This is a genomic window from Mariprofundus erugo (genome assembly GCF_005818865.1).
GTDB lineage: Bacteria > Pseudomonadota > Zetaproteobacteria > Mariprofundales > Mariprofundaceae > Mariprofundus > Mariprofundus erugo.
Genome location: NZ_VBRY01000002.1, coordinates 279467 through 297666, shown reverse-complemented (window position 1 = coordinate 297666; position 18200 = coordinate 279467). Strand labels below are relative to the sequence as shown.

The following is an 18200-nucleotide window of genomic DNA, read 5'->3' as shown; positions in this document are numbered from 1 at the left end:
CGCAGCTGGTGTCTGCAAATCACCCCGATTATTCATGGCGCAAGGATGAATGTGAATGATTTGTTGTATCCATCGCTGCTTTATTGGCGCACTCGTCACGTCGCATCCTGCTCGCAAGCAGCGGCGCCAGCAGATCCGGTGCGATATGCTGCTCCAGCGTATCCGCCAGCAGATCGAGGCTGGCCATGATGCGATGGGCGTGATCTTCGCCTGTCCCCGTTGTTACGCCCATTTCGGCAAGCCAGGCGGCGCGAAAAGCACCACTGGCAAACAGGCCGTGCAGATAGGTGCCGAGAATCTGTCCGTCGGCAGAGCGGTGTGAAAACGGAAACAGAGCCGGATCGGGATGATCGTCGCCATAATGAATCTCATAACCATGTACCGGTACGGCGGCAGGCCATGCTGCAGTGGCATCGATCCGTTTCAGGGTTTTCTCCGGCAGCATCTGGGTGGTGATATCGAGCCAGTTCAAACCTGCAATCCGGCCGCCTCCTTCAACCCCCGTATCATCGATAATGGCTTGTCCGAGCATCTGCATGCCGCCACAGATACCGAGGATGCGGCCGCCATAGCGCAGGTGGTGCTCGAGCGCCTTGTCGAACCCCTCCGCCCGCAGCCAGGCCAGGTCGGCCGCGACATGTTTCGATCCGGGCAGAATCACCAGGTCTGCCGGTTGCATCTGGTCGCTTCGATGAATAAAGCGCAGAGAAATGGCCGGCTCCGAGGCCAGCGGGTCGAAGTCGTCGCAGTTGCTCATGCGGGGACAGGTAATGACGGCGATATGTAAGGATGCAGCTGCCTTGCCGGGCTGTTTGCCCAGCCGGTATGGTGCATCCTCTTCGGGCAGCTCCAGCGGCAGCCACGGTATCACGCCTGCGACCGGTTTGCCGGTTTGTTGTTCCAGCCACTGCAGGCCGTCATCCAGCAGTGAGAGGTAACCACGGAATCGGTTGATCACGAGCGCCTGCACGCGCTGGCGCTCGGATGCGGATAGGATGGCCAGTGTTCCGGTCAGCGAGGCAAACACCCCGCCGCAATCGATATCGCCAACCAGCCAGACCGGAATATCGGCGGCTTCGGCAAAGCCCATATTGGCAATATCTCCGGCTCTCAGGTTGGGCTCCGCCGGTGAGCCGGCCCCTTCCACCAGTACCACATCGTATTGCGAACAGAGGCGATCGAATGATATCTGTACGATTTCCAGCCACTGCTGGCGATCCTCGCGGAAGCGAGCGGATTCGAGTTTGCCGACGACTCTGCCCCGTACGATGAGTTGTGATGTGCAGTCTGCTTCCGGCTTCAATAATACAGGATTCATATCCACCGTCGCCTCAATGCCGCAGGCAAAGGCCTGCAGCGCCTGTGCCCGCCCGATTTCGCCGCCATCGACGGTGACGGCGGCATTGTTGCTCATGTTTTGAGGTTTGAACGGGGCCACACGTACGCCGTTTCTGGCCAGCAGTCGGCACAGCCCTGCGACCAGCACCGACTTCCCTACCCCGGAGGCCGTGCCCTGAATCATTAATGCCTTCATTGCGGATAGTGATCCTCGGCCAGAATGTGCTCCATCGTTTCACGTTGTCGCCAGCCTTCAGTCTCGAGCATCGGTTTGTCGTAGAATGCTTTGACCGGCCCCAGACAGAGCAGGGCAAGCGGGCGTGCACCGGACGGGCATGCCAGCAGTGATGCAACATCGGCAGGCTCGAAGAAGGAGACCCAGCCCATGCCGAGATTTTCAGCACGAGCGGCCAGCCACATATTCTCAATCGCACAGGAGGTGGAGCAGAGAGCCATTTCGTCAGGCATGGTGCGGCGACCGAACACGGTACCATCGTCGGGTGCCTGTATGACGGCGATCAGTTCGGCGCAGTCGCGGATGCCTTCGACCTTCAGTCGCATGAATTCGCTTTTGCGTTCGTCCATCTGCTCGGCGGTACGCTGGCGCTCCGCCTCGACCAGTTCGGCCAGCTGGTTGCGCAGTTCGCTGTTGCTGATGCGGATAAAGCGCCAGGGCTGCATGAAACCAACTGAAGGGGCCGCATGTCCTGCTGCCAGGATGCGGGACAATATTTCCGGCTCCACTGAACCGCCCGCAAAATGGCGCATATCGCGCCGGGCATGAATGACGCGATAGATCGCCTCGCGCTCCTGACTGGTAAAGGGGGCTTGCTCGCTTGTGTATTCCATATTCAATCTCTTATTCACCTGGCCACAGTTGAGCGCCGGTAAATCCGATGGCGGGAGCCTTCATTGTCTGTAACCACGCTGTATTTGGCCTTGTATCTGTGTTCATCGGTGTCCATCCGTGGTTCCATTTAATGCTTTTTGCAACAGCTCCAGGCCATCCAGCAGACGAGGTCCGGGGCGATGGAGAAGGTCGGGGTTGATGGCGACAAAGCGGACACTGTTTTTGCCAAGCCATTTTTCCCAGAAAGCTCGGCGTACCGATATATCACGCTTTTCCAGCGGTATGACAATCAGCTCGGGCCTGGCACGGATGACCGCTTCGACATTCACATGCGGTGTTTCAACGGCAAGATTGGCAAATACATTTCTGCCGCCAGCCTGATGAATCATATCCGAGATAAAGCCGGGGCCGCCGGCCGTCAGTAACGGATCACTCCATACCTCATAAAATACAGCTGTTCCGGAGCGAGGTTGTGCGCGCACCTTGTCCAGCCGCGCGCGCAGCCCGGTGACAATATTTTCAGCCTCATGTGGGTGCGAGGTGAGCTGGCCGAGCTTCAGCATATCGCTGAATATGGACTCAAAGCTGTCCGGATTGGAGACGACGATACGGACGCCCATTTTTTCGAGCGTGTCGATACCGCTCACATGGCGGTTGACGACAATCGCCAGGTCGGGCTTCAGCCTCAGGGCTGCCTCCACGTTGATGTGCTCATAGCTGCCGACGCGAGGAAGCTTTGCCGCAGCCTGCGGATAGTCACACCAGGAAACCGCTCCGACGACCTGGCGGGCAGCACCAATGGCGTACAGCATCTCGCAGGCATGGGGTGAGAGCGCCAGAATGCGTTCGGCGCTCCATGCATTGGGCGCCCACAGCAGAAGTAGCAGCAGCAGATATTTCACAGGCGCTGAAACCTCAGACGGAAACGGTAGGTGCCGTCATCGGCCGGAAATGGCTGGGCTCTGAGTACGGTTTGCAGCGCGGCCTGATCGAGCATGGCATAGCCTGAGCCCTGCAAAACGGTGATATGTTCGGCCGTTCCATTGCGGCTCAGCGTGAAGCCGACATCAACCTGTCCCTCAATACCGCGCCGGCGAGCGCTGGCCGGATAATATTTGAATGATTCGAGATGTTGACGGATGCGCGTCTTGATCAGTTCAGGCTGATGCTCTGTCGGCTGTTGTATCTTCGCCTCATGCAGGAGAGTGATTGCAGCGGCAGATGCCGCAACAGGGGCGGGTACAGGGGCCGGTGATAATGCAGTGACTGTTGCAGCCGGACTGATGACCGGTTGAGGGGGGCTGATTTTTTCTGCTGTGGGGGCAACCGGCCTGGCTGCCGCATAAAGTCGGTGGTTGCTGGCAGATGATGGCTGATCCTGCTTGATCAGGGCGGGCTTCTTTTCCACTGGAGAGCTTGTGTAAGGGGCAGGCGTATTTGCTGTCTGTATGGCAGGCGCTGATTTTTTCTGGCTGACCAGCTCGACAGTGATGTTTTTTCCGCCGGCAGAGGCTGGCCGGCTGCCGTTGATATGCGGTAGCACGAGCAACAGAAGGCCATGGATGACGATGCTGGCCGTCACCCATGGCCATAACCTGATGCTAGAAGTGATAGCTGGCTCCGGCTCTCACACCGATACCTGCTGCCGGATAGTAGTTATCCCCGGCAAAGGCGGATGTGACGCCATAGCTGCTGTACTGTTTGTTGGTCAGGTTGTCGACGCGAACAAACAGCTCCATGTTTTTCAGAGAAAAATTGAGTACGGTGTCCACCAGCAGGTAGGCAGGCAGTTGCGGGCGGGCATTGGCCTGGTCACTGATCAGGTATGACGGCCCGACATAGGTCAGTTTCAGTATGGATTGCACCTGCTTGCTCCAGTCTGCTGTCCAGTCAGCACCGGCACGCATACGTGCTACGGCCGGAATCACCTTCCCGGCATAGATGCCTCCACGGAAGCTTGCATGGTTGCGAGTGATATTACCACCGAATTTCAGAAGCTGACCTGCATCCCAGCGACCGCTCAGCATCATGACATCATGACGTGTCCGGGCATTGTAGTTTTCATTGGCAAAGGTGAGCGGGTTGAAAAATATTTCATCGGTGAGCTCGGCGCGACTGAATGTCAGCTCGGCATAGCTATGGTCGTTGCCGTAGCGGCCGCTGATGCCAACGTGTTTTCCTGTTTGCATACGCAGGGCCTGGTTCCAGTTACCGGTAAACCAGTCGAAGCGCTCATCGACCAGTGGCATGCGAACCGAGGTGCTATGATTGATGCCCAGGTGGAATCCGCCCAGCGTTGCGGTCAGGCCGATATCGTACACACCTTTATGGTTACTGATGCTGCTGTTGCCGCCCTGCATCAGCTGGTCTCGCGAGTTTTCACCACGATAGCCGCCGGAGATGGCAAAGCGCCCGTCTGCATCCGAAAGTGTGGCAAAGCCATAGTAGCCGGCCGTGTTGCGCCGGGATTTGATGCCGCCAAACGTACCTGTCGTTCGCTCGATATCACTGCCGCCAACAAGGTGACTTGTTATGCCGGCGATGGCCTGTTCAAAATCAAATTTAGGGCGCAATGACAGCGTATTCAGCTTGCCATTCATGGTAAATGCGCCGTAGACCGCATTGTTGTCCCGTTTGCGATAACTGGCCGGAAGATCGATGTGTACAGCGCCGATATCGGCCATGACACCGGCATTGATAAAGTCATCGGTGGCATTGGCGTAATTGGCCGGGGTCAGGCTCTGTTTGCGGTTGGCCTGCATCTGCGCCTGGGTCAGCGGGCCGGGCAGGCCGGTGCGATCGATATGATGGTTGCCGCTGAAGTAGAGCGTTGCCGCCTCGGAGAGGTCAATCTCTCCGCGTAATCCGCCGTCATAGCGCTCTATTTTGCTGTTTTTGCGGTAGCCATCCGATTTCAGGCCGGAAAAATTTCCTTCCATGCGTATTTTTCCGGTTGTTGCACCTGCTCTGACGCGGCTGCCAACGGTTGCAAAGCTGCCCCCTTCCACGCTGATATTGCCGCCATCCTCCGGAATACGGGTGATGATATTGATGACGCCGCCCACAGCTCCCTGGCCATACAATACAGAGCCACCGCTGTGCATGATTTCGATGCGTTCAATCTGATCGACCGGAATCTGCGTCCAGTCTGTTCCTGATAAATCGGGGCTGTTGATGCGTCGGCCATCGACAAGTACAACGCTGTTGGAGGCTGCCGACTCGCCAAAACCGCCCAGATCCACCTGGGCCTTGGCACCGATGCCGCTGCTGTCGGATACGACAATGCCCGGTTGTCCTTTCAGCAGTTCAACAACATTTTCTGCATGGGACTGCTCAATCACCTTGCGCTCAATGATTGTGACTGTATGAGGGGATGTCGATGTGGATGCTTCTGTACGATTTGCCGTGACGTTGATTTCGCCCAGGTCTGCTGCCTGAGCCGATGTGGTCATTGCGATCAATAGCGATGTCGCTATCAGTGGTTTGTATGTCATGTTTCTCCCGCGCCCGCCGCGCCTGTTAATGTGGGCGGTTATCAGCAGCGGAAGCGGCATGTATGCGGATCGGAAGGGGCAATGGTGGCACCGTCAGCTCCGGTAACACCCCCCTCCGAGGCTTCAAACCGATGGCATGCTGGTGCAATCGCTGTATTCATCCCGGTGGTGGTGTGATGTTGCCGCACCTTGGCAGAGATAGAAATCAGGTCGACTCCGTTGTGCAGTCATGCCGTGTTTCCGGCCGGTCTCCTGGCTTGCCTTCATCCGCAGCTGTCACCTTCCCAGGTGATCATGAATCCGTCACCCAGTGGATATAAACAGCGTTGTCTGGCCTACAGTAGCGGGGGCTGCGCCGGACTTGGTTGTGATTGATCACCGCACCGGACTTCCCGTTTAATCCCTTTGTCATCATGACATCGGGACACCTGAAACGCCGGCAACCCTAGCGGCATGGTCCGATGGCGTCCATGTCAGCGGATATGGACGTGTGACTATTTCGGGACGACGGCCAGAAAATTTGGCAGAGTTGGCGATGTCTGCATAAAAAAATGAATTCAGCAGTGATTCCGCTTGCATTGACCGGACATATCACGCCCGTGGAGGTGCCCGGTTGGCCAAGCCGAATTTTAAGTTTGAGAAACGTCAGAAAGAACTAGCCAAACAGAAAAAGGCCGAAGAGAAGCGCCTTCGCAAGCTGGGTATTGAAGTGGGCGATGATGCCGATGACAACCAGGACAAGACCCCCAGTGTGGACGACTGGCTGGCAAGCTGAGAAAGACCGACTTATTCACAGTATCCATGTAACGGCCCTCCCCTTTGATGATCTCCCGGTTGCTCATGCATTCCACGCTTTTGGGGATAAAGTGTTATTTCCTGTGCCCTGCTCCGGATAGCGGAGAACACGCCATATAGCGCTGCTGCTTTCCGATTGTATCGATGCAGGTGCGGGCATAGCCTCTCATGCCGTTACTAATCAATGGAGGGGAGTGATGAGCATCGTCGATGAACTGAACAAGACATTTGGTATGACCGATCAGATAACGTTTTTGAGTGGCCCGGCCGGCATGGCTGTGGTCGAGATTGAAAACAGCCTTGGCTGCGCCTCTATGGCTTTGCAGGGGGCACACCTGGTTGGATTTCAGGCCATGGGCGAGCAGCCACTGATCTGGATGTCCGATGAGGCGGTGTTTGCGCCGGGTAAATCACTGCGTGGCGGTGTGCCGGTCTGCTGGCCATGGTTTGGTCCGCATGCGACCGATTCGAGTCTGCCGGGACATGGTCCTGCCCGTACAGTGGAGTGGAAACCGGTTGCTTCTTCATCGCTGGAGGATGGTCGTACCAGCATCAGTTTTGAAATGGTGGAGACGGACGCCACGCGCAGGCAGTGTGCTCACCCGTTGCGCGTACAGCTGCACGTGACGGTAGGCAGCACTTTGCAGATGACGCTGGAAACCACCAACCTGGGGGCTACTCCGTTTACGCTCGGCGATGCACTGCATACCTACTTTCTCGTTGGAGACGTGCGTCAGGCTCAGGTTGAAGGGCTGGATGGATGCGATTACCTGGATAAGGTTGCAGGTGGCAAGCATACCCAGCAGGGGGCTGTCACGATTGCTTCTGAAGTGGACCGAATCTATCTGGGCACTGGTCACAGCTGTGCCATCGTCGACCCTGTGATGGGGCGGCGGATTCTGATTCGCAGCGAAGGCAGTGCCTCCACCATCGTCTGGAACCCATGGATCGAAAAGACGCTGCGGATGGGCGATCTGGGGCCGGATGGTTATCTGAAGATGCTCTGTGTTGAAACGGCCAATGCCGCGGATGATGTGGTCGAGCTGGCCGCAGGTGCGACACACCGGCTTGCGGTCGAATACAGCAGCGAAGCACTCTGATATTCCTGTGGCGCCTTCACAGGTAAGGCGCCACACTATTTTCATTTGACGAGGACCTGATGTTTGAATCCATGCTTCTGTTTGTGGCGGCGTTTGTTGCCGCCGCCATATCCGGTGCAGCAGGCTTTGGTGGCGCGCTGTTGTTATTGCCCCTGCTGGTTGCGACCGTCGGGGTGGATAAGGCAGTTCCTCTGCTGACGGTCGCCCAGTTTGTCGGCAATCTTTCAAGGGTTGGCTTTGGTTTTAGTCAGATCCACTGGCGGCCGGTCAGTCAGTTTTTGCTGGCGGCTATTCCCTGCAGTGCACTGGGGGCTCTCTCGTTTGTGCAACTGCCGCAGGATTTGGTGATTCGAGTCATCGGGCTGTTGATCCTTGTGTTTGTTATGCTGAAATATTTCGGTTGGCTGCATGTTGGCAAAGGCCCTCTTCTGCTATTGGCAGGAGGTGCCGTCACCGGTTTTCTGTCGGGGCTTGCCGGCAGTGCCGGGCCACTTGGTGCAGCAGTGTTTCTTTCCCTTGGTCTGCCGCCGGTGGCCTATATTGCCAGTGAAGCGGTCACCGCACTTGTGATGCATGGCGTCAAAAGTGTCATATATCAGCACTATCTGCAGACGGATATGCAATTCTGGATACTGGCTGCCATCATGAGCTGTGCGATGGTTTTGGGCACCTGGTCGGCAAAGCGGGTGATTGAGCGCATGCCGCGGGAGCGGTTTCAGCAGTATGTGGCGATTCTGCTGGCTGCTATTGCTTTATACATGATTGTTCACGGCTGACACAGCTGACGATCATTCTGTTTGCCTGTCTTTTTTTAAGCGGTAGTCTTTGTTTTATTATGGTGATTGTGGATTCTGACCTTCTTGAGCGATTGTCATCAATCGCTGCCGAGCTGCCTGAAGAGGCTCGTTCACAGCTGCTTGATCTGATGTCTGACTGGAGAGGGGAAGCCCGTGTCGCCCCTCGAATTCCCTACACAGAGCTGTTGAGCCTTTCAACGCGTGATGATACCAACCATTACGGTCATGCCCGTAATGTCAGTGCAACAGGTGTGTTTATCGAAACTCCGGCTGCCTTCAAGGTGGGGGAAGAGCTGGATTTGCTGCTGACATTTCTCTCCGAGCGGGATCCTGTCCGCCTGAGTGGACAGGTTGCCCGGGTCACGGATGACGGGATCGGGGTGCATTTTGATGAGAACAGCTGCAGTCGGATCGGTATGCTGGATACGACACATTCAAGGCATGCACTGATGATGCGTCACCAGAGCTGACGAGAGCCTGGTCTATAGCAGAGGGGCAAGTGATTGTATGGTGGCTGTATCGTTATCATCGTTGCTTGTGAAAATATTTGGGGATATCCATCTGTTGTTGCATCGGATCGGAAATGGGTTCTGGTCTCTTATATATGCCAGGATGGCTGGCTGGAATTCAGGGTGGGGAGGTAGTAACGCAGATGTTGTTCAATCTGTTTAAAAAACACGCCGCGAAAACAAAGAAACTGACGGCGCTCGAGTTACAGGATCTTATTTCCAGATTTTTGCTGCATATGGTCTGGTCGGATGGCAAGGCAGAGCAAAGAGAGCTGGATATTGTCGTCCGAATCCTTACCCATGATTATCACACCGATCCTGAGATGGTGATACGAGAAATTAACAGTTTCAACCCGGCTGAGGGTGATATCGATTCGGTGGCCGATGAGCTCCGTAATCAGCTGCCTGTGAGTGAGCGTATCCAGTTGTTAAGGGATATCTGGGCCATTGCACTGACACATACGGGGACGCTGGAGTATGAAGAGGAGCTGTTTAATCGGGCTGCGCGTCACCTGGATATTCCTGACAACGAATTTCTTGCCCGATGTGTCAAGGTCAAGCGGACGGGTCATTGAGGTCTCAACCAGTGGCCGGGCGGGGTCTCTGCTAAAAGCAGCGGGCTGAATTTTGCCAGGATGGCAATCAATCAGCATCTCCCTGGGGAAGCGCTGATGTGTCGGCGCTTCCGAGCGAGCCATGGACGGCTCGCCAAATCAGACGCGTAAGTGCCTGATTTGTATGCAAAGACAAAACCACGCTTTTGTCTTTGCGAACTGATTTTTGCCAGGATGGCAATAAATCAGCATCTCCCTAGTGCAGCCGGGGAATGCGGTGCATTTGCAGCTGGCTGGAAAGGTCGATCTGTTTGTCCGTGAACAGATCTGCCCGGGTTGTCACATCAATGGCGTGAGTAGCAAGGGTGAAACCGTTTTGCTGTTGCATCAGCAGCTTCAGATTCTGGCTGGCAATCTCAAGTCCCTGGCCGGCCGCCTTATCGAACCACTGTTGCGCCAGTTTTTTATTCATGGCGGTACCACGACCCAGTGCATACATATAGGCCAGTGCATTCTCGGCCTGATCAAAGCCCTGCTCTGCCGCCTGTTTGTACCAGAACACCGCCTGTGAATCCTTTTGCTCGCTCCCCTCACCCTTGCGGTAGAGATTACCCAGGTTAAAGCGGGCCATGGCATTGCCACCCCTGGCGCCCTTTTCAAACCATGTAAAAGCCTCGGTCGGGCTGGCCTTAATGCCTTGTCCCCACAGGTACATCGTGGCAAGAATATTTTGGGCATTGCTGTCGCCGTTATTGGCGGCCTTCTCAAACAGAGGCAGTGCTGCCGCATAATCCTGTTTATGATAATAGAGCACCGCGAGGTTGTAGATGGCATCTGCATCACCAAGCTCTGCCGCCTGTTGATACCACTTGATGGCCTCTTCACGATCGGTGACCACCCCTCGCCCGAGGTCAAAGAGTATGCCAAGCAACAGTGCCGCGCGTGCATTGCCGTTCTGACGGGACTGTTTCAGCCACGAGGCGCCGGTTTCATCGTTACGGATAACGCCTGTACCAAGCAGATACATCAGGCCAAGGTTATACTGGGCAGCATTGTCTTCTGCAGCTGCTTTCTGCAGCCATGCAACGGCATTGCGCATATCCTTTGTGACGCCAAGGCCCAGTGCGTAGATGACGCCGAGGTTGTTTTCGGTATCGGCAACGCCGGCCTGAGCCGCGGCTGTCAGCCAGTGCAGTGCCTCCTGCTGCATGCCGGCATCGCCATATACTTCGCCCAGATTGGCCTGTGCCCGTATATCTCCGGCATTGGCGGCAATCTCCAGCCAGTGTATCGCCTGCTGACGGTCTTTTTCGATGCCATGGCCGGTGGCATAGAGAACGCCAATGGCTGCAGCCGCCTGAATCTGATTTTGGGCAGCAGCCTTGAGAAACCAGTCTGCAGCCTCGGTCATGCCTGAATCTGACGGGCGTGAAGCCAGTAGCTCAGCCAGATGAAACTGTGCCTCCGCATTGCCGCGCTCCGCACTCTGGCGAAGCCAGTTTTCCGCCTTTTGCATATCGGCATTCAAGCCCTGCCCCTGCTGATAGAGCATGGCCAGAACAAATTGTGCAGCGGCATCGCCGTTCGAGGCCGAGGCGGTGACCCGGTTAAGCAGTTGCTGACGATAGGAGGCTGCTTCGGGGTTGCCGGCTGCCGCAGCCTTGATAGCCCATGACAGCGCCTCTGTATCATTTTTTTTCGTCCCTGAACCCTCGGCATACATGCTGGCCAGGTGCAGCTGTGCTCCTGCGTGGCCCTGCATGGCTGAGCGGGTAAACCACTGCAGTGCAGCAGCAGGATCGGTCTGGTCAACACCGCGACCGCTTTCCAGCAGTACGGCCAGCTCGTATTGGGCATCTTTATATCCCTGTGCTGCCGCGAGTTTCAGCCAGCGTACGGCCTGGGTATCATCCTGGGCGACCCCTTTGCCATCCCGGTAAAGCATGGCATAGCGGTATTGGGCGGCCGCACTTCCCTGTTTGGCAGCGCTCTTGAACAGGTCGGCGGCGGCATCGAAGTCACCTTTCTCGAAGGCTGTCGTCCCGGCAGTTAACGGATCGCCACTGATATTGCTGTAATCCGGTGTCGAGAAGTAGAAATAACCGACCGTTGCACCGGCAACGATGAGAGGCAGCAGCAACAGCCTGCGCAGATTCATGATAACCGGGGAGCTTTACGCATCACAAGCCCAACTCGTCCCACAGCAGGTCAACCCGCTGCTTGATGTCATCACTCATGCAGATCGGTCTGCCCCATTCACGATCGGTTTCACCCTCCCACTTGTTGGTGGCATCAATGCCGACCTTTGAACCCAGGCCTGCAACAGGCGAGGCAAAATCAAGGTAATCAATGGGGGTCCGGTCGACCATGGTAAAGTCGCGGGCAGGGTCACTGCGTGTCGTGATGGCCCATATCACTTCAGGCCATGAGCGGCAGTCGATATCTTCATCGACGACAATGATAAATTTGGTGTACATGAACTGGCGCAGATAGGACCAGATGCCGAACATCACCCGCTTGGCATGGCCTGCATACCCCTTGCGGATCGACACCACGGCAAGGCGATACGAGCACCCTTCCATGGGCAGGTAGAAGTCGACAATTTCCGGAAACTGCTTCTTCAGAATGGGGACAAAAACCTCATTGAAGGCCAGTCCGAGAATGGCCGGCTCATCCGGCGGTTTGCCGGTATGGGTGGAGTGGTAGATGGCATCCTTGCGCATGCACATGCGCTCCACGGTAAAGACCGGGAACATCTCCGTTTCATTGTAGTAGCCGGTATGATCCCCGAACGGACCCTCTTCGGCATATTCATCGAGTGAAACATAGCCTTCGAGCACGATTTCAGCTGATGCGGGTACCTGCAAAGGTACCGACAGACAGTCGGTCAGGACGGTTTTTTCGCCGCGCAGAAGGCCGGCAAACTGATATTCCGACAACGTATCGGGCACAGGTGTGACAGCGGCGAGAATCGTGGCCGGATCGGCTCCGATCACCACGGCACAGGGGAATCGTTCTGCACCGGATTTTGAGGCCTCAAGGTGATCCTGGGCGCCGCCACGGTGTTTGAGCCAACGCATGATCAGCTTGTTTTTTCCGATCAGCTGCTGGCGATAGATGCCGATATTCTGGCGTGGTTTATTCGGCCCTTTGGTGACCACCAGTCCCCAGGTCAGCAACGGTGCTGCATCTTCGGGCCAGCAGGTCTGGATCGGCAGGCGGTTCAGGTCGACATCATCACCGCTGAGAACAATCTCCTGCCATGGTGCCTTTGAAGTGGTTTTCGGCTGCATATCCATGACTTTTTTGAGCACAGGAAACTTTTCCCATGCATCCCGAAGTCCTTTGGGTGGTTCAGGCTCCTTCAGGTAGGCCAGCAGCTCACCGATTTCACGCAGTTCGCCAGCCGATTCGCGCCCCATGCCCAGCGCAATGCGTTCGGATGTGCCAAACAGATTGGTAAGCACGGGCATATCCGAGCCGGTGACGTTTTCAAACAACAGTGCCGGTCCGCCAGCCCGCAGGACCCGGTCGGAAATCTCGGTAATCTCGAGCCGGCTGCTGATTTCGGTGGTAATCCGTTTGAGCAGGCCTCTTGCCTCCAGGTCGGCAATAAAGGCGCGCATGTCCCGGTAGCTCATGCCGGGATGCTCTCGATTTCAAAAACGGTATCCAGTTTGGCCAGTTCAAATACATCGCGTACGTTTTCACTCAGGCCGGAGAGGACAAAGCGACCACCGGTCATCCGGGCCCATTGCAGCCCTTCGACAAGGGTGGCGATGCCGGATGAGTCCATAAAACCTACGCCATCAAGAGCGACGCGGATCTGCTTCATGCTGGCTGAAAAAAGAGGCTTAAGCTGCTCTCTGAGGCGGGGAGAGGTGTGTATGGTGACATCGCCGCTCACACGCAACAGTACGGTATGCTGATCCTGATCAATCCGCTCGCATGTCAGCTTAACATTCATGTGTTTGTTCTCCCGTTAAATTTGAAAATAAGGCGCCAGTGATTGCCATCAGGCAAGCGTGTATGCTCACATTCGTCAACCACAGCGCATATGAGTTTTAATCCCAGTCCGCCCGGACAGGGGTTTTCGTGATCGATGGTGCGGGATGCGGCCTCTTCCAGGCAGCCGCTCCAGTTGCATGAGGCGTAGTCCCGGAGGTCGATAATGAGCTCGCCGCCACTGTCGCTGCTTTCATCAATGCGACACTCAAACTCGACTTTACCCGGTTTTCCGTCATAGGCATGGCTGGCGATATTGGCAAACAGTTCATCCACGGCAATTGCAACGCGATTGCTTTGCAGTTCGCTCATGCCGGTGCGTGCAGTCATGACAGCCACAATGGAGCGCAGGATATGTACACAATCGCTGTTGCAGTTCATTTGCAGGCAAATCTTGCCTACATGGCTGTTTTCACAGTCCGGGAACGCGACGTCCTGTATCCATGGGTTAGCTGTCATGGCACCTCATTCGGGCAGCAATGTCTCCACATTATGCTGCTTGCCAAGCTTGGCGTCCAATGCGTTCAAACGCAACTGGCAGTGCTGGGGGGCTGAGAATCGCAGCTGTCACTCTGTTCCATCGTTCGGATCGAAGGGTTCGGGGAGTGATTGAGGGAGCGAGGCGACTGAATACGGGAAGCCTGCAGGAAACACGGCTATACCATGCGAGATTGCAACTTATTGCGGACTGCACCATTTAACGGAGAGTCGTATCCTTAAATCCGCCGATGAAAATGCGCGAAACGAGTCCTGACCCCTATGTGCATGCCCCCTATGTGCAGTGGCCCTGAATGGCTGTGCGGATGGCACCATCAAGCTCAAGTTGCTTGTCCGAAGTGTTGCGAACCTGCACAAAGATCGTCATTTTTTCAGGAGCAACCGGGTCCAGGAACACCGTGGAACTCATCTTGGTCTGCACATCGAGATTGCGTTTGGAAATCGCCGTCTGCGTAGCGGCACAGCCGCTCAACATCCAAAGCGAAATAAGAGCGATTACTGCGACGACCGGCTTAAAGAAATTCGTCGTCATGTTTTAAATACCTCACCAAATTAAATGTTCGGGTCCCCCCGTATTGGTGAAGTATCCAGTCCAGCCGGACAAAACCTGTCACTTAGAAAGGCGTGTCTTCGTCTGCCTCATTTGGTTCATGAGAAGTCTTCATGGATTCAATATCTTCATCCGAATAGTTGTCCAACCAATGAGATTCATTATTACCAACTACACTGGCCCAATCTCGATTCTCTATTTTTGCTTGAGAAGCAAGCCGCTTTAAGCGCTTGGACGATTCAGCCCAATCATGCCCAGTATTCCACTTGTTGAAATCAATTGATTCCTCACAGGCCGCGAGAATTATATCATCCATATCAAAGTCAGTATCGCCATCTAACGTGCCTGATAGTTTAAGGTCGTCTTCCCCTCCAATCCCAGGGCAAAAAATTGAATAACGTATCTCTTCATAATTTCCATAGTCTATAAAGGTGTCAACTTGAAGAAACGGGATTTTTGCCCAAGCAAGCATTGTTTCCAAAGAGCTATCCATTATCGGGCCAGATCCATTCGCAATAGCAACGCTTCCCTTAACAATCCACCCATCAAATTTGCTATAAGGATCTAAATAAATCCCAGCACCAGTGGCATCAATTATCGAAGCTGCTAGAGATGGAATATAGATTTTTGCTATCTCAAAGAGGTCCAAATCATCATATGAGACATATGATGCTGCTGGAATTCCATCAGCCTCGATACCAATATCGATTAATATATCCTTTAGGCTCATTTCGCATGCTTCTTGCTCATCAAGAGCCTCAAGACGTTCGAACAACCCAATTTTTTCGTTTGCTCTGCTGAATTTATCCCTGAACCTTAGGCCTCTGCTATCGTATTTACTTGCTTCCGCCACTTTGTTCATTTCTTTTGCATCATTTCCTAGGGCCATCTTCTCCAAATTACGATCTAGATCAGTCGCAATCATTGGAACATGAAAGGGATCGCTTTCACTCCAGTTGGAATAAAGTCTTTCAACCTCATCATCGACTTTTCCTTGGCGTCTAAGCACATCCATAAGCCTATACAAAAAGTGAACAACCCTGTCATTCTCATCGCCAAGAGACCTGCGAGCAATTTGTAGCGCCTCGCGCAACAACAGTTCAGCTTCCTGATACCTTTTAAGTTCTTCCATCATCATAGCCAGATCAAATATGCAATCCGCTACATCCAAAGGTTCGCCATGAAGTTTTTTCTTTAAAGAAATAGCCTCACGGAACAGGGATTCAGCTTCTACGTATTGCTGCCTATGTGCTAGCACGACCGCCAAGTTTTTCATGCCGGTTGCCACTTCCGGGTTGTCATCCCCCAGCATCTGGCGATAAATACCCAAAGACTCTCGCAACATTTTCTCCGCTGCGAGATCGTTTGCATAAACATCCATAATAAAACCCAAATAACTCAGGCTTTTCGCGATACTAAGATCTACATTCCCGTAGCAAGCGCGCTTTATCTCCAAAGACTTATTATGCAACGCATATACATAGTGATAGTTGCACTGCTTATCCATGGCTATAGCCAAATTATCCAGGACACCAACCAATTCAGAGGAGCTTTCGCCATATTGAGATACTTTCATGGCGAGCGATTTGCATAATAGTCGGACAGCGCCGTCGTAATTACGCTGTGTCATTAATATCAGAGCCAAGTTGTTCAATTTGGTGAACCTGTCCTCAGGCAGGCTCTCAGAGTGGCGTTTAATCCATAGAGACTTAGAAAGCTGCTCTTTCGCTTCTATGTAGTTACCTTTCGCCTTAAGCACCAAGGCCAGCTCATGACGTATTGTGCTTACTTGCGAATGATCCTCGCCAAGTGCACTGACACGAGTTTCCAAAGCTGATTTCAAGGCCTGCTCTGATTCGTCGTACTTGCCCTGTTTTGCCAACATCAAACCTAAGGCGTATAAACTATCTGCTACCTGAAGGGTGTCATCACCAAGAAGTTCGCTCTTCAGCAATAGCCACTTCCTTACGCAAAGTTCACGCACGGGCAAGAAAGCCGATGAAAATGCCTTATCCCACTCCACCGCCTTTTGGCTAGCCTCACTCAAAGAAATTACGTTTGCTCGTACAGAATGAATAAGCATGTCGGTGGCTCGCTGATAATATTCGAACCCCTCTTTTAGCAAAGCTTCAAGCTTCCGACCAACGAATCTGCTGTCATAAAATCCAATCAGTTTTTCCAGCACACTCTTTCTTAGGATATCCCGATCAATCTCATTTCTGGATGCAATGTCTGCGATTAACGAGTTCTGCATCAGTCGATGAAACTTGAAAGAATTCTCGCCATTCTGAGGCGTAACATAGGAGTAACCCAAAACGAAGCGATAGAACTCCTGCAATGAACCCGAGATCGATTTTTTATCAACCAGATAACTAAATAGCTCCTCGTCGAACTCACCACAAAGTGCAAATGCGTAATGCCATTCCCGGCTATTATCATCCAGATACTTCAGAAAGCGGGTTCTTAGTTCCTTGGGTGTCTTGCCAAGGTGTTTTCCGGCATCAAAACCAGCTCGCTGTTTCTCGATCTGCTCCAGGCACAGATCAAGGTGGAAGGGATGATAAGACTCCGTACCCTCGGTTCCTGCTTCCATCGAGGCTGCTGCAATCTCATCCCTGTTGTCTCGGACAAGAGTCGCCAGATCATCCCGCTTTTCCTCCTGGTAAAGCTCAACTGCAACGTCAAGAAACTGCTTTGCATAGCTTTTGCTCAATCCGCCAAGCCGATGTTGATCTAGATATGGGTTCCAATGCTCATCGCTACCGTCATCCAGCAGCTCCTGAAGAGCCGAATCATATTCAGACCAATCCAGTTCGTTACGTCCCATTACTAAAATTCCAACATGTGGATAGTAATCAGGGTTAGTCAGTAACCGCGAAATAAAGTGCTCCACCAGCAGCTTCTCTACCGGCTTCCGGACACGTTCATAACCATCCAGCGCGATACAGATCGTTCGATTGGCAGATACAAGATAAGCGCCCATCTCGGCAGCCAGAACTTCAGGCAGAATCTTTTCGAAATCGGCCACCTTTAACTCATCAATATCGTCGAGATTAAAGCTGATAGCTTTTGCCGAAGAGCTTTGCTTGAACTTACCCCACACAGCACTGATGACATGCTTGCCAATCACAACAGTAAGAGCGGTTGAACCAGTCACTTTCTCCAGAACGTCGGCAAAATTACTCCCAATGTCCGACGCATCCCTCAATTTCTCAATAGTGGAAAGCAACGGACCTGTTTTTACATCAACTGGTTCATCGTTCAACTTTTTATATTTCACATAGAGAAGATCGAATAGAGGAAATGAGACCTTCCCATATTTGAAAACTAGGGATCGCAATTTCCATAACAGTTCAATCGGAGAAAGAGATTCGCTCTTGTCCGAATCCAGGTCGATGTGGATTAGGCGCAATGAACTGTCAGGATGCTCTTCCTCGAACTCTTCCCACGCTCTTTTAAGAAGGGTGCTCTTACCGACACCACCAACACCCCAGAAGTTCAGAACTGGCCCTTCAAGTTCTTCTCCATCCGTGCCGATCGTATGAAAATATCTTTTCAGCAAATCTCGTTCATCGTCACGATTCGTGAAAAGACGCAGTGCTCGCTTGTTGCGCCGCTCTTGCAGCGCCTTTGTGTCGAACAACTCATCACTCTTCTTCCGATCACCGATTGCCATTACTTCTTCTCCTATGGAATGCTGAGATTAGACG

At 53.6% G+C, this 18200-nt stretch carries 16 protein-coding genes and 1 riboswitch; of the genes, 5 read left to right on the top strand and 11 right to left on the bottom strand.

Annotation, left to right across the window (positions count from 1 at the left end; translation table 11 throughout):
* Nucleotides 1–28: 28 nt before the first annotated feature.
* The 5 genes from FEF65_RS03335 to FEF65_RS03315 form a co-directional block, all read right to left on the bottom strand.
* On the bottom strand, nt 29–1534 hold the full coding sequence (locus tag FEF65_RS03335) for a cobyric acid synthase (RefSeq protein WP_138238361.1): 1506 nt from the start codon (nt 1532–1534) through the stop codon (nt 29–31).
* Complete coding sequence (gene bluB / locus FEF65_RS03330; RefSeq protein ID WP_138238360.1) at nt 1531–2187, bottom strand: 5,6-dimethylbenzimidazole synthase; 657 nt, start codon at nt 2185–2187, stop codon at nt 1531–1533. Before bluB ends, FEF65_RS03335 begins: the two co-directional genes overlap by 4 nt.
* A gap of 102 nt (nt 2188–2289) precedes the next feature.
* Complete coding sequence (locus tag FEF65_RS03325) at nt 2290–3090, bottom strand: cobalamin-binding protein (protein ID WP_138238359.1); 801 nt, start codon at nt 3088–3090, stop codon at nt 2290–2292.
* The gene (locus FEF65_RS03320) at nt 3087–3770 is read right to left on the bottom strand and encodes an energy transducer TonB (protein WP_161595169.1); all 684 of its coding nucleotides are present in this window, start codon (nt 3768–3770) and stop codon (nt 3087–3089) included. The genes FEF65_RS03325 and FEF65_RS03320 overlap by 4 nt, the downstream gene beginning before the upstream one ends.
* Nucleotides 3771–3789: 19 nt before the next feature.
* On the bottom strand, nt 3790–5682 hold the full coding sequence (locus tag FEF65_RS03315) for a TonB-dependent receptor (RefSeq protein WP_138238357.1): 1893 nt from the start codon (nt 5680–5682) through the stop codon (nt 3790–3792).
* Between the two features lie 225 nt (nt 5683–5907).
* A riboswitch (cobalamin riboswitch) is annotated at nt 5908–6129 on the bottom strand.
* Between the two features lie 166 nt (nt 6130–6295).
* On the opposite strand from FEF65_RS03315, the gene FEF65_RS13470 reads away from it, so the two are divergent.
* The 5 genes from FEF65_RS13470 to FEF65_RS03295 all read left to right on the top strand — a co-directional run bounded on the left by FEF65_RS13470 (nt 6296) and on the right by FEF65_RS03295 (nt 9458).
* Nucleotides 6296–6457, top strand: a complete 162-nt coding sequence (locus FEF65_RS13470; protein WP_162847933.1) for a hypothetical protein — start codon at nt 6296–6298, stop codon at nt 6455–6457.
* A gap of 217 nt (nt 6458–6674) precedes the next feature.
* The gene (locus tag FEF65_RS03310) at nt 6675–7577 is read left to right on the top strand and encodes a D-hexose-6-phosphate mutarotase (RefSeq protein ID WP_138238356.1); all 903 of its coding nucleotides are present in this window, start codon (nt 6675–6677) and stop codon (nt 7575–7577) included.
* A 59-nt stretch (nt 7578–7636) separates the two neighbouring features.
* Nucleotides 7637–8353, top strand: a complete 717-nt coding sequence (locus FEF65_RS03305; protein WP_138238355.1) for a sulfite exporter TauE/SafE family protein — start codon at nt 7637–7639, stop codon at nt 8351–8353.
* Between the two features lie 68 nt (nt 8354–8421).
* Nucleotides 8422–8844, top strand: coding sequence for a PilZ domain-containing protein (locus FEF65_RS03300; RefSeq protein ID WP_161595168.1), 423 nt, complete (start codon nt 8422–8424; stop codon nt 8842–8844).
* 182 nt (nt 8845–9026) lie between these two features.
* Complete coding sequence (locus FEF65_RS03295) at nt 9027–9458, top strand: TerB family tellurite resistance protein (protein WP_138238353.1); 432 nt, start codon at nt 9027–9029, stop codon at nt 9456–9458.
* Between the two features lie 235 nt (nt 9459–9693).
* Here FEF65_RS03295 and FEF65_RS03290 read toward each other — a convergent pair whose 3' ends face one another.
* The 6 genes from FEF65_RS03290 to FEF65_RS03265 form a co-directional block, all read right to left on the bottom strand.
* Nucleotides 9694–11595 carry a tetratricopeptide repeat protein gene (locus tag FEF65_RS03290; RefSeq protein WP_138238352.1) on the bottom strand — a complete coding sequence of 634 codons (1902 nt, stop codon included), beginning with the start codon at nt 11593–11595 and terminating at the stop codon, nt 9694–9696.
* Nucleotides 11596–11617: 22 nt separating this feature from the next.
* The gene (gene ubiD / locus FEF65_RS03285; RefSeq protein ID WP_138238351.1) at nt 11618–13078 is read right to left on the bottom strand and encodes a 4-hydroxy-3-polyprenylbenzoate decarboxylase; all 1461 of its coding nucleotides are present in this window, start codon (nt 13076–13078) and stop codon (nt 11618–11620) included.
* Nucleotides 13075–13404: an STAS domain-containing protein gene (locus FEF65_RS03280; RefSeq protein ID WP_138238350.1), complete on the bottom strand. Its 330-nt coding sequence runs from the start codon at nt 13402–13404 to the stop codon at nt 13075–13077. Before FEF65_RS03280 ends, ubiD begins: the two co-directional genes overlap by 4 nt.
* Complete coding sequence (locus tag FEF65_RS03275) at nt 13401–13901, bottom strand: ATP-binding protein (RefSeq protein WP_138238349.1); 501 nt, start codon at nt 13899–13901, stop codon at nt 13401–13403. The genes FEF65_RS03280 and FEF65_RS03275 overlap by 4 nt, the downstream gene beginning before the upstream one ends.
* A 313-nt stretch (nt 13902–14214) precedes the next feature.
* Nucleotides 14215–14472, bottom strand: coding sequence for a complement resistance protein TraT (gene traT, locus FEF65_RS03270; RefSeq protein WP_138238348.1), 258 nt, complete (start codon nt 14470–14472; stop codon nt 14215–14217).
* Nucleotides 14473–14554: 82 nt separating this feature from the next.
* The gene (locus tag FEF65_RS03265) at nt 14555–18166 is read right to left on the bottom strand and encodes a tetratricopeptide repeat protein (RefSeq protein ID WP_138238347.1); all 3612 of its coding nucleotides are present in this window, start codon (nt 18164–18166) and stop codon (nt 14555–14557) included.
* Between the last annotated feature and the right edge of the window lie 34 nt (nt 18167–18200).